The sequence below is a fragment of the Vibrio sp. 1CM8B genome, from assembly GCF_023161685.1.
GTDB lineage: Bacteria > Pseudomonadota > Gammaproteobacteria > Enterobacterales > Vibrionaceae > Vibrio > Vibrio coralliirubri.
Map to the genome: position 1 here is coordinate 126117 of NZ_JALNTU010000005.1, position 12870 is coordinate 138986.

Consider the following 12870-nt stretch of genomic DNA (forward strand, 5'->3'; position numbering starts at 1 on the left):
TAATGTGAACCTTGATATTTCAACCAGTTGAGCGGTTGTTTTGGTCGTTCTAGTTCGACTAGGTATTAATCGTACACAAGCTGACCGTGGTCGAATCGTGTTTCAACTTCGCACACCATTAAGGCCGCTCGTTGACCGATAGCCACGTTACGATTTGGGAATACCACCGCTTCGTTTTCATTCTTCGCCATCAATGGCTTATCGCCATCATGACCAAACACTTCACCGTGCTTGAACGCCGTAAAGTTCTCAACGTCATCAGAGAACATGAAATCAAAGTCATCGTGCAAACGAACAATGGTTCGGCTAACGCGATATGTAATGGTTTTCTTTGGTAGATGCTCTGGTTCTATTTCAGCAATCAGATTGCGCATTGCCAAATCGAAAGCCGTTAGCTTATCAAGTTGGTTCTCACCAATTCTTGCTACCTGCCCTAGCTCCATTGTCAGTGCTTGCGCTTCAAAGTTTTCAGCGCTGTACCAGCTGAAGGTGCTGGTTGGTGCATTCGACAGCAACACAGCTTCAACGTGAGCACTGTTGATGAAATCGAAAAGCTCCTTGTTGCGTACTTCGTGGCGAACCTTAGGGCTTACGGCGAACGAGTAATGCTTAGACAAACGGATCGCACAGTGCAGATCTAAGTGCCAACGAGTAGCAGGTACCGTTTCCTTGTAAAACTCAGTAACCAAGTACTTAAGGTTCTTCGCGATATCCACTTCTCGATTACTTTCGTGCTGTTTTTCATCAAACAGACGGTTCATATTCACATCAAGAAAACGAGTATGCGCGTTGGTTGCTTCTGGGTGAGCAATGATGAACAAACATCTTGCTGTCACTACTTGGAAGCCTGTTTCAATATCCTCAATGAGCTTATCAATCAGCTCCATTGGTGAAGTTTCGTCGCCATGAACACCTGTTGAAAAGATGATGTTCTTGGTTTCAGAATTGTACTCTGCGGGAATCACTTCCAATACACCGCGTTGATGAAGCTTAATTTGAACACCGTTACTCAGTACGGTCTGTCCTGCAACCACTTCTTGCTCAAGATCTAGGCTGTCAAAAAGAAATGATTGGCGAAAGAGGGTCTTCGTCATGCGCTACTCCTTAATTGCACGGCCGTATGTTAATAAATTGTACATAGAAATTGTGTTGCTAGGATCGCACTTATCAATAGAAACTCCGTTATCACTCACAAATACTACCCATATATTTTTGTATTACCTGCTGATTTCACTAACCGACATCTGTTCCAAATAACTTTCGCTATTTAGAGCAGCTTTTGGTTGTCTCAGGTCATCTCAGCAAGATAAGAGCCACGTAAGCTAACACAGCTCTTACCTGCCATGAACAGATTGAGATCAATTAATCTTCCTGATCGAGTAATCTTTCAAATTCATCGATTTGAACTTTGACCATGTCGATGCTTTGTTGCCAAAAATCCGCTTGAGTCAGATCCATACCAAGGTGCTTTTGAACGACTTCTTCCGCCATCATGCTGCCTGTATCACGAAGCAACGACACGTAATCACCGTAGAATTGCTCGCCTTTCGCATCACGCTGAGCGTAAACACCTTTACTGAATAGGTAACCGAACAGGTATGGATAGTTGTAGAAGCTCACTTGAGAGATGCTGAAGTGCAGCTTGCTCGCCCAGAAGTATGGGTCGGCTTCTGTCATTGCATCGCCGTACCACTCTTTCCAAGTCGTTTCCATCAAGTCACACAGCTGCTGAGCCGTTAGCTCGCCTTTTTCACGCTGCTCGTAGAAAGCTTTTTCAAACTCAAAACGGACAGGAATGTTCACCATTAATGCCAAAGAAGAAGAAAGCTCTTCCCACAGCATTTCAAGTTTCTCATTGCGTGTTTGTGCTTGTTTTAACAAGTGGTCACGAACGATGTTTTCTGCAAATATCGAAGCCGTTTCTGCTAGCGTCATTGGGTAGCGTGTTTGACACAACGGCATGTCTTTCATCACCCAGTTGTGGAACGCATGGCCTAGCTCGTGTGCCAATGTCATTAAGTCTGAGCGGCTACCGCTCCATGTCATGAACACAAGCGGTGTGCGTGTCGCAGCAAACTTGGTGCAGTACGCGCCTAAACGTTTGTTGGCAGCTGGTGCGGCATCAATCCAGCCATTCTCAACCATTAATGCGACAAAATCAGCCATCTCTGGATTTACTTCAGCGAACGCAGTTTTGATCACTTCGATCGCTTCATCAAATGGGTAAACCTTAGATTCAGCATCACCAAGTGGTGGCATTGCTGCTAAATGATTCCAAGGCTTCATTTCATCGAGCCCGTGAACTCTTGCCATCAACAAACCCGCTTTCTGACCAACAGTTCGATTCGCTTTCGCGACCGACATCATGGTGTCTAGCGTTTCTGGTACGATGCGGCTGCCGTGTAGGCTTGGATCCAAGAAATGCACATCGCTAATCTTCGAGCGCTTTTTGTTTTCAGTCAGTCGCCAACCCGCCAATGCATTTAGAATCGAAGCAAAAGACTCTTGATGTGTTTTCATAGCACCCTGAACGGCGCGCCATGCCGGTTCTTGTTTGTCGAATTCGCTGCCGTACAACAGGCTCGCCGCTTGTGAAAAGCCTAGAGCTTCCTCTTCACCGTCCAGCTTTAGCGACAGTTTTAAAGATCCGGTTAAGTTATCGTATAAACGGCCCCATCCGTCACGACCATCAACCTTCATCGCTGCCAATAACTGCTCTTCAGCAACACTGAGTCGGCTGCTTGATAACTTACGTGAGCTTTCGATAGCAAAGCGTTGCCCTGCAACATCCGCGCTCTCATGCTCTAATACTGCGTCAATAAATTCTGGTTCTGCGTGAATTAGCGTGTCTTCGTAAGGGCTGAACGCTTGAGACATTTCAGAGTTCAGCTTCGCGACGCGACCAAGCAATGCTTTAGCTTCTGTGTGCGTCGCGTCGACCGATGCGTGACAATTCGCGAAGGTATTGATCGTACTTAGTAGCGTGCCTGCCGCTTCTGAAGTCTGAATCGCGTTCTGCATCGCTAGAATGATGTGACGCTTTTCAACGTGTAGGTTCAACAGTTCAATACACTGCTGAATGAGTTCAATGTCCTGTTCGATTTTTGCATCATTAAGATCGCTATAAGCAATGCTTAGATCCCAACTCGGTGTTGTCATGACTAAATTCCTTTCACGTAGGTAGTAATACCAATCAGGTATAGCGGCTGTGAACGCCGCTTTATATTTCGATTCTTATTTCTGTTTCTATTTACAGATCTAATAGCTTGTTAATTCTTAAACTGTGTTTTTTTGAACACTCAGAGAACAGGCAGCCCTATCGATTTAACGCTGATAAAACTCTGCGCAAACTGAGTGATTTGAATATGCGTTATCGATGCGTTTTCTATCGATAATTTCGAGTACAGACTCGGATTTTTCCAATCAATATCAAGGCAGTGCGCTAACAATATGCGAATCACACCACCATGAGTAACCAACAATATATTGTCACTTGGATCATTCAAAAGTTGCGACCAAGCTTGAGTTACTCTGTCGTGGAAGCCCTGTAAACTTTCTGCACCAGTTAATTGATGATTAGCAGGATCTTGCCAAAAGGTTTCTAGCATTTCCCACTTGTCTTCAAGTTCATCAAATGGGACACCATCTACTTCACCGAAGTTCATTTCCTGAAAGCCTGGCGCAACAGACAAAGGCACTGACGTACGCTCTGCATACAGGTTTGCTAGGTCGCCGCATCGTTTTAGTGGCGAGGTGACCACGCTATCAAAGCTAATATCTTGTGTCGCAAGCGCCTCACATATCTGTTCTTGAAGTTCAGGGTTGACCAGCACATCAGATAAACCATTGAGCGCAGCTTTTCCTTCGACTTTGCCATGTCTTAGCAGGTAGATGTTTTTGGTTGTTCCATTGACCATGTGTGCGACCTAGCCTTGAGTATCAAGCAAGTGATTAGATGGTTTTAAGTGCAGCGGCAATCCGGCAGCAACCAGCGTGACGCGCTCAACGACACGAGCTAGCGCTTGGTTCATTCGTCCTGCATTGTCCACAAACAAGCGCGACACTTTCCCCAAAGGCACTACACCTAAACCGACTTCATTAGAGACCATGATAATTTGCGCCGGACTTTGCTCGACGCTTTTGACCAATACTTCAACCACGGCTTCAACCTGTTCATTGGTTGCGTCATCACCCAGTTCAAAGATGATGTTGTTCAGCCACAAGGTTAGGCAATCAATCAATACCACATCTTCTTTCTCAAAAGACTGCAATTTTTCGGCTAATTCGACGGGTACTTCATGCTCAATCCACTGCTCGCCACGACGTTGTTGATGGTGCGCGATTCGTTCTCGCATTTCATCATCAAGATATGTCGCTGTCGCAATATAATTGAGGCGTCCATTTGAACATGCTTCAAGTGCACATAATGCTTGTTGCTCTGCAAAACTCGACTTGCCAGAACGAGCCCCGCCCAAAACCAGATGGCTGTTTCGCTGACTTGCTTGATTAATTTGATTAGCTTGAATAGTTTGATTCGTGTTTGTCATAGGAAGCCGTTATAGAAAGCCATTGTAAAATGCACTAATGAATACAAGGCAAGTCAGCAACTCCATTAACTGTTGAGCAGCACCCAAGCAGTCGCCAGTAAAGCCACCAATTCGAGCCGTTAACCACTTTTTGAAACCTGTTCTGAACAGATAGGCGACGACAGATAAAACCAAAGCGAATTCAAGACCAAACCACAGGCTAGGCAGCATGCCTACAAACAATAAGAAGACAAGTTCACCTTTAGTTTGCTTGTTGGCCAATGGCTTACTCTTGCTCGTGTCCAAATCGCTGACATAAGGCATGTCGTAAATTAGCGATGCTGCGATCGCTCGGCTAAAGGTGTAGCTCGTCACGATGACCATAAACAATCCAGTCAAGCTGAGGAGCTCATGCAGCAGAACCCACTTACCAAGCAATGCCATGATCAGCGCAGACGCACCATATGTGCCAATTCGGCTGTCTTTCATGATGGTCAAGCGGCGTTCAAGTGTCATACCGCCACCGATGCCATCCGCCATGTCGGTCAATCCGTCTTCATGGAAAGCGCCAGTGAGCATTAAGCTGAAACTCATCATCAAGAAGATCGCTACTGCACTCGGCAGTACCGCATCAAGTAGCAAGAACACACCGCCACATAGAACACCAAGTAACAAACCAACCGTTGAAAAGTAGCGACCAGAACGATTCATTCGCTCTGTTGAATAAGGCGTGTTCTTTGGCATTGGCAATCGAGAAAAGAAACCCATCGCCAGCGCAAACAGCTCCCACTGATAAGTAACTCGATCTTTCAACGATCTTTCTGGTGCATCACTCATTAAACTGTGACTCCAGCGCTTTCGAAGCTCGCCATGTTGTTATAAAACTCGGCTGCCGCACGAATAATTGGCATCGCCAGAGCTGCACCAGTGCCCTCGCCCAATCTCAATCCAAGATCGAGCAGTGGCTCAGCGTCGAGCAGCTCTAACAGAATTTTGTGTCCTGACTCTTCAGAGCGATGTGCGAAGATCATATAGTCTCGGCAGTTTGGTTCAATTAAAGTCGCGACATACGCCGCAACCGATACGATAAAGCCATCGACCAACACTGGTGTTCTGTTTTGGTAAGCGCCAAGGAAGCCCCCCACCATTTGAACGATTTCATAGCCACCGACTTGTGCGAGTACCTCTTTAATATCTTTAACTTCATTCGCATCTAAACCTTTGCAACGCGCGACACCTTGCTCAACCACAGCCACTTTACGTGCAAGCTGTTCATTGTTGATGCCAGTGCCTAGGCCAACACACTCCGCTGCAGCACGATTCGCTAATGCACTTAGGATAGCTGATGCGCTGCTGGTATTACCGATTCCCATTTCACCAAACATGATGATATTGGTGCCATTCGAAATGGTTCTAGATACAAGCTCAGTGCCCAGTTCAATCCCGCGTTCCACCGTTTCTAAACTCATTGCCGCCTCATTGGCAAAGTTATTGGTTCGCGTACCCAAACGCTGAGAGATCAACATGTCACTGTCAGATTCCACAGGCAACAATATCCCCGTGTCGACTACTGTGATATCGATGTTATTCACCGCACAGAAGCAATTGATCGCCGCGCCACCGCTTAAGAAGTTCAACACCATCTGTTGTGTGACGGCACTTGGAGCAATACTCACGCCTTCGTCAGCAATGCCATGGTCGCCAGCAAAAATGATGATACTCGGCTTATTTAATTCGATGTGTTCAACCGCCGCTTCTTTGCCTTGGCTCTGAATCAATGCCAGTTGATGTGCGACTTTTTCTAGTAAGCCAAGCGCACCGAGTGGCTTGGTTTTTTGGTCAATTCGGTGTTGGATGTACTGCGAGTATTGGGTATCTAACATAGTTTTTAAAAACGCTTATTCTGGGTACGTTGATTTAGGGACTGCTACTTAAGGATTGTTACTTAGGGCGTGCGACAGAGAACACATTGGAAAGCGTCGCGTATTCACCGCCACCAAGTCGAGACAGTGGGTCCAAGGCCAACGCATCAACCTTAAGACGTTCACTCTCTTTGTCGATCACGTCTTCGGAAATGTACACGGTTTCGACTTGAGCAAAGATAAGGCTTTGTGGCACCTCTCCAACCTCTTTTACTTCGTACAAGGTACAGCCAAAAGCGACCGCGCACTCTTTCACTCTCGGTAAAGAGAAGCCTTCAAATTCAACCAGTTCAATATTATTCGCGGTGACTTCCGAATCACCATGTTCAAGGGTAGCTGCTGTCGCTGTCATTGTTTCTGCAGAACTTGAAGAAGCAATGTGAATCACTAGCTTCCCCGTTTCAAGGGCGTTGCGAGTAGTGTCTTTGATTTCACCTGAAGGCTTTTTCCCAACCGATAACATCAGTAGCGGCGGATTACTAGAAACAGGCGTGAAATAAGAGAAAGGCGCTAGGTTGTACTCTTGGTCAGAAGATTCCGTCAATGCCCACGCAATAGGGCGAGGGACAACGGTTTGTGTCATCAGGTGATAAATCTGAGTGGGAGCAAGAGTATCAAGCTTGAGGTTCATAGCACGTCCTTGGTCTATGTGAATTACGACTCAGTTTACGTGTTAAGCAATGCTGTATCTATGCCTAATCAACAGAAACCGTAGAGAGTGTTCTTAATTTAAACAGATCACACTGGTTTTTTCTCAAATTGACAATCAAATTGACGAACCCTAAAACACCTACAATACTGATAATAGATTTATCAATAACTTACATTTTGGCATCGTTTATGCTTTATTTAAAGTACTTGTTAATCTCTCCATTGATAAGTACCCATACAGTGAATGCCCACAACACTAACGCTACACAAAGAAAGACAATCGATTGAAAGACAAAACAGAACAACGATTTAGGAGGTGTAATGATTCCAAACTCAAGTAAAAGAAAACCAAATAAATCAAGTAAGAAAACCAGCAAAAAGGCAAGGAAAATCCCACTATCCTTCACCTAGTAAGAAGCAAGAAAAGTAACAAAGCCCGTCGCCCAGCGGGCTTTGTTATGTTTAACGCCTAACTTAAGTTTCAAACCGCATTTATCTTTCCCACCGCCATTATGTTTCATATCGTACTTATGCTTCAGACCGTACTTATGCGTCGAGCCAAACTAAATCATCTCTTTTTCCATAAACAGGCGACTCCCCACATACTACTGACCACTCGTTTAACAAACTTTTATTCGCTTAAAATTCAAACACTGTTTATATTAAACAAGCACTTGTGGAGTGAAGAAGGGATTAAAATGAGCATTTCTGGAGACAAAACATCGGTCGTGGTAGCTGGTGCAACCGGGTTAATTGGTCATCATGTGATGAAGTTGCTCATCGATGAACCCGCCGTTGATCATATCTATGCCCTATCTCGCCGAGCGTTAGATTCACAGTTTGATTCCAACAAGCTCCACACACTCATTCACAGCGACCTGCAAGTTACCAGTTGGGATGACACGAATGCGACGCCTAATCTTGGCGTTATCTGCTTAGGTACGACTAAGAAAAAGGCAGGATCAAAAGAAGCGCTTCGCAAAATCGATGTGGAACTGGTTAGCCAAGTCGCACAGTCGATGAAGTTTCTTGGGGTTCAACGCGTAGCGGTCGTTTCTAGCTATGGCGCTTCACCAGATTCCTATTCGCACTACCTTCGCTGTAAAGGACAAATGGAACAAAATTTAAAACGTATTGGCTTCAAGCAGCTTTTCATCGCACGCCCTGGGCCTCTGGTGGGTGAGCGTGATGAACCTAGAGCTGATGAAAAACTCCTGCAAAGTGTCTTTCCTCTGCTGTCTCCATTTATGCTTGGTAAGTTCAAAAACCTACGCCCTATTCAGTCGGAAGACGTAGCCAAAGCAATGTTGTTCCGGTTATTCGAAAATAATTTCCAAAATATCGAAATTTACTCGTCAAGTGACATGCTCAATTTATTGGCAAAATATCGCTAAAAAGCTCACCTATTCATCACAATGTTGAATATCCACCCATCCTATTGAGTGGATATTACTAATCGTTCTAATAAATTACTTTTCCTTATTTTACGTTTTGTTACAGGTCGCTACTGTAGCTAACAGTATTCGCGCCCATATATCTAAGCGCCCTATCGATTTAAAGAAATTCATAAGGAAAACAAATGTCATTTTCAGCTATCGCTGCCTTAGCGGTATTCACTGGTATCCTCTTTTTTCTCTACGGACAGCAGAAAAAAGAAAACACACTTTCTCGCCTCGTTTTACTCGGTTTAGTATTTGGTAGCGCATTTGGTCTTGGTCTACAGCTGTTATTTGGTGAAGGCAACCCGGTCATCAACGAAACACTAGACTGGGTAAACATTGTTGGCCGTGGTTATGTTGGCCTACTAAAAATGGTGATCATGCCATTAGTATTGGTTTCAATGATTGCCGCAGTAGTGAAGCTTGAAAAAGGCGGTTCACTGGGCAAGATTTCTGGCATCACCATTTCTGTACTGCTAGCAACAACCGCGATTTCTGCGATTGTTGGTATTGTTGTGACTCAAGCATTCGGCTTATCTGCTGAAGGTTTAACAGAAGGTGCTCGCGAAACAGCACGTATCGCAACACTTGAAAGCCGCATCGGTAGCGTTTCAGACCTAACAATTCCACAAATGCTGATTAGTTTTATTCCGACTAACCCATTTGCAGACCTAACGGGCGCTCGCTCTACGTCTATCATCGCAGTGGTTATCTTTGGTGTGCTAACAGGTATTGCTGCTCGTAAAGTGATGGCAGAGAAAGAAGAACTAGAATCTCCAATTCGTACTTTCGTTGAAGCGGCACAATCTATCGTTATGCGCTTAGTTAAGATGATCATGGCACTCACGCCATACGGCATCGCAGCGTTAATGGCGAAGGTAGTTGCAACATCAAGTGCTTCTGACATCCTAAGCCTACTGGGTTTCATCGTTGCATCTTACGTTGCGATTCTACTGATGTTCGTTGTACACGGTGTGTTGGTTTCTTTTGTTGGTGTAAACCCGAAAGAGTACTTCCAAAAGATCTGGCCTGTCCTAACGTTCGCTTTCACGTCTCGTAGTTCTGCCGCAACGATTCCACTGAACGTTGAAGCTCAAATCACTAAGCTTAACGTGCCACCAGCTATTGCTAACCTGTCTGCCTCTTTCGGTGCGACGATTGGTCAAAACGGTTGTGCGGGTATCTACCCTGCAATGCTAGCAGTAATGGTTGCACCTACGGTTGGCATTGACCCAATGGACATCAACTTCATTCTGTCTCTGATTGCTATTATCACAGTGAGCTCATTCGGTATTGCTGGCGTAGGTGGCGGTGCAACGTTCGCGGCACTTATCGTACTTCCTGCTATGGGCCTTCCTGTAACGATTGCAGCACTGCTTATCTCTATCGAGCCACTTATCGATATGGCACGTACAGCGCTTAACGTATCTGGTGCAATGACAGCCGGTACGATCACAAGCCGCCTATTGGGTAAGAAAGACAAGCAACAAGATCTGGAACAAGCGAACGCTTAATGGGTTCGATTGATTCAAGCACTTGAGTCTCGTTAAACAAAAAACCGATGCACATGCATCGGTTTTTTATTATCTGTTACTTCTAACTTCCATTACTTCACAAGCAACAGCACTTAGAGCACACGTTGAATCACTTTTTCGGCAAGTGCTTCATCGTCCTCTTCACTCAATCCGCTGATACCAATAGCACCAATCACCTGCCCCTTTAACTCAATAGGAACACCACCTTTAAAGCCAGTGATCTTTGAGTCGGTCCAGTAACTTAAGTCTTTACCAGTTTCTCTCGCCCAAGCACCTAAGTTACCACTTGGCTGCCTGTCTCTTGCAGACGTATAAGCTTTGTTCTGTGCTAACAATCCGGCTTGAACACTCACATTATCCATGCGAATAAACGCCATTAATTCACCATGCGTATCACACACGCTCACCGCGATTGCTTGTTGATTACGCTCAGCAATGTCGAGAGCATTAGACACCAATTGTTGTGCGATCTTTTGATTCAACATACTCATTCCTTATGGCAGTGCTTGACCACGTGAGTACACGTATAGGTTGTACCACTCTTCACGAGATAGGTTTATCTGAGTCGCGACTGCCGAAGCTTTGATTCGCTCTAGATTTGTGGTGCCAATTACAGGTTGGATACGAGCAGGGTGACGAAGCAAAAATGCCAACACAATCGCTTCACATTCTACGCCATATTGGTTCGCTAACTGAGCCACATAGTGCGCTGTCTTTTTCACGTTCTCATGCTCTGAATACAAACCCTGCTCAGCAAATCGGCCTTGTGCCAAACAGCCCCAAGCTTGCAGTTGGATGTTATTCAATTGGCAATGTTCAAGAGTGCCTGCGGCGAAGTCTGATTGATGGTGCCCTTGCGAGTTAATCATCACCCCATCATTCAACCAATCCAATTTGGCTAAGCTCATCTCAACTTGATTCGCGACGATAGGTTGTCCAAGCGCAGATTGCAGGTACTGAATTTGATGGCTGTTCATGTTCGACACACCAAAATAATCGACCTTACCTTGCGCTTTTAAGTTCTCTAACGTTCTTGCTAGCTCATCAAGTTCCATCAATGGATCAGGACGATGCAATAACAGCACATCGAGCTTTTCAGTATTCAAACGGTCGAGAATACCGTCTACCGATTGGCTTACCCAATCAGCCGAAAAATCATAGCGACCAACATTGCCCCCGCCTTCAAAACGAATCCCACACTTAGATTGAATGAACATCTGCTCTCGCAGTTCAGGCGCTTGTTGTAATGCTTGACCAAAGGCTTGCTCAGCTTTGCTGAAGGTATAGATATCAGCATGGTCAAACAGGTTAATTCCCGACTCTAGTGCTGTGTCAATTACGCTACGTGTTTGAGCTACATCCGCACTCGTCACTGGATTATCATTCCAGCCACCACCTAACCCCATACAGCCATAGGCAACTTGCCCAACATTCGGCAGATAATTTGATAACGGGATACTCTTTTTGGCATTCGTTTTATTTGTAGATTCAATGCTGTTCGTCATATCGATTCTCACTTAGAAGATTTGCTGACCAGAAATATGCCTCTATCATATTGTTCTTTTTAAAAAACAGAATATGCTAATTACGAAATGATTGTTTGATATGACGAACAATAGATTGGTAGGAATGCGCGAATGAACGAACACAAAAGAATAGAACGACTGATCCTGTTTGTAGAACTGGCTCAGCAACTTAACTTTACCAAGGCAGCCGAAAAGCTCGGTATCTCTAAGAGCTACCTTTCTGAGCAGATCAAACGTTTAGAGAATGATCTACAGTGCCCGCTTTTGGTCAGAACCACGCGCAGTGTTCGTTTAACCCAAGAAGGCGAACGCGCCTTACAGCAAGGCTTAACGATTCGTTCGCAAGTCTTACAGCTTGAACGCAGTGTTTCTGAGCAACACGACATCGTAAAAGGTCTATTACGCCTTACCGCGCCAAAGATGTTTACTGAGGTATATTTATTCGATATCTGCCAACAGTTTAGGCAACACTATCCAGAAATCCGCTTCGAGATAAACAGTAGCTACACCAACTTTAATCTCAACCAAGATGATATCGATATTGCGTTTCGTGCCACTAATACGCCACCTGACAACATGGTGGCGAAACACTTGATTAGCTATCAGCATGATTTAGTCGCAACTCCCGATTATCTTAATCAATTTGGTCGCCCTACCAATGTGAGTGACTTAAGTGATCATCAATGCTTAGCAACGCTGCACCAAACCGAGTGGCCTTTAAAATCGGCAAATATTGATGTGTCCGGCTGGCTTTCAAGCAATGACAACCACTTACTTAAGCAACAAGCTATGGCAGGTAGTGGCATCATCCGTATCGCAAGTTACTACGTTGCGAAAGAAGTCGAGCTTGGAGAGTTAGAGCGAGTGCTGCCTGAGGAGTGCCTACAACAAGGCAACAGTATTTATCTGTTCTATCCGCAAGTTATTTATCCAGCAAAGAAACACCAAGTGTTCGTTAAATTTGTTCAAGCTTACTTTGATAATTTGAGAGTTTGAAAAATTGAGAGCTTGAGAGCTGAGCTAACGAATTGAAAAAATGAGAAGCCGAGAAACAGATAAATTAAATAACACGAAATAAGGTTTAAATAACCCTCTTGGTTTATATACCTATATTTTGAATGGGATTATCGAACAATAATAAAGCGATTTTACGAATACTCTCATCGATGATTGTGTTTAATAGAAAGAAATCGTGCATTTGTTCAATAATACAATGAGTTAGTTATGAACGATTAACATAACTGATATATGATTCACCGCTTCAGTATGTC

Annotated in this window: 12 protein-coding genes; 3 read left to right on the forward strand and 9 right to left on the reverse strand. The window is 44.6% G+C overall.

Going from position 1 to position 12870, the window contains the following annotated elements; all coding sequences use genetic code 11:
- Nucleotides 1-65: 65 nt before the first annotated feature.
- The 7 genes from MSG36_RS11990 to MSG36_RS12020 form a co-directional block, all read right to left on the reverse strand.
- Nucleotides 66-1094 (reverse strand): succinylglutamate desuccinylase, encoded by a 1029-nt coding sequence (locus MSG36_RS11990; protein ID WP_017092609.1) that lies wholly within the window; start codon nt 1092-1094, stop codon nt 66-68.
- Between the two features lie 268 nt (nt 1095-1362).
- The gene (locus MSG36_RS11995; protein WP_048617267.1) at nt 1363-3159 is read right to left on the reverse strand and encodes a M3 family oligoendopeptidase; all 1797 of its coding nucleotides are present in this window, start codon (nt 3157-3159) and stop codon (nt 1363-1365) included.
- A 140-nt stretch (nt 3160-3299) separates the two neighbouring features.
- On the reverse strand, nt 3300-3917 hold the full coding sequence (gene cobC, locus MSG36_RS12000; protein WP_248368017.1) for an alpha-ribazole phosphatase family protein: 618 nt from the start codon (nt 3915-3917) through the stop codon (nt 3300-3302).
- Between the two features lie 9 nt (nt 3918-3926).
- Complete coding sequence (gene cobU / locus MSG36_RS12005) at nt 3927-4547, reverse strand: bifunctional adenosylcobinamide kinase/adenosylcobinamide-phosphate guanylyltransferase (protein WP_248368020.1); 621 nt, start codon at nt 4545-4547, stop codon at nt 3927-3929.
- A gap of 9 nt (nt 4548-4556) precedes the next feature.
- Nucleotides 4557-5363, reverse strand: coding sequence for an adenosylcobinamide-GDP ribazoletransferase (locus tag MSG36_RS12010; RefSeq protein ID WP_248368023.1), 807 nt, complete (start codon nt 5361-5363; stop codon nt 4557-4559).
- The gene (gene cobT, locus MSG36_RS12015; protein ID WP_248368026.1) at nt 5363-6409 is read right to left on the reverse strand and encodes a nicotinate-nucleotide--dimethylbenzimidazole phosphoribosyltransferase; all 1047 of its coding nucleotides are present in this window, start codon (nt 6407-6409) and stop codon (nt 5363-5365) included. The genes MSG36_RS12010 and cobT overlap by 1 nt, the downstream gene beginning before the upstream one ends.
- A 58-nt stretch (nt 6410-6467) precedes the next feature.
- Nucleotides 6468-7079, reverse strand: a complete 612-nt coding sequence (locus tag MSG36_RS12020) for a flavin reductase family protein (protein WP_050650055.1) — start codon at nt 7077-7079, stop codon at nt 6468-6470.
- 718 nt (nt 7080-7797) lie between these two features.
- On the opposite strand from MSG36_RS12020, the gene MSG36_RS12025 reads away from it, so the two are divergent.
- A complete protein-coding gene (locus MSG36_RS12025) occupies nt 7798-8493 on the forward strand; it encodes an NAD-dependent epimerase/dehydratase family protein (protein WP_017059149.1) in 696 nt (231 codons plus the stop codon).
- Nucleotides 8494-8678: 185 nt separating this feature from the next.
- Nucleotides 8679-10052, forward strand: coding sequence for an L-cystine transporter (locus MSG36_RS12030; protein ID WP_048611859.1), 1374 nt, complete (start codon nt 8679-8681; stop codon nt 10050-10052).
- 113 nt (nt 10053-10165) lie between these two features.
- Here MSG36_RS12030 and MSG36_RS12035 read toward each other — a convergent pair whose 3' ends face one another.
- Both MSG36_RS12035 and MSG36_RS12040 read right to left on the reverse strand, forming a co-directional pair.
- On the reverse strand, nt 10166-10558 hold the full coding sequence (locus MSG36_RS12035) for a heme-binding protein (protein WP_248368027.1): 393 nt from the start codon (nt 10556-10558) through the stop codon (nt 10166-10168).
- A gap of 9 nt (nt 10559-10567) precedes the next feature.
- The gene (locus MSG36_RS12040) at nt 10568-11578 is read right to left on the reverse strand and encodes an aldo/keto reductase (protein ID WP_248368028.1); all 1011 of its coding nucleotides are present in this window, start codon (nt 11576-11578) and stop codon (nt 10568-10570) included.
- A 132-nt stretch (nt 11579-11710) separates the two neighbouring features.
- On the opposite strand from MSG36_RS12040, the gene MSG36_RS12045 reads away from it, so the two are divergent.
- Complete coding sequence (locus tag MSG36_RS12045) at nt 11711-12595, forward strand: LysR family transcriptional regulator (protein WP_248368029.1); 885 nt, start codon at nt 11711-11713, stop codon at nt 12593-12595.
- Nucleotides 12596-12870: the final 275 nt, after the last annotated feature.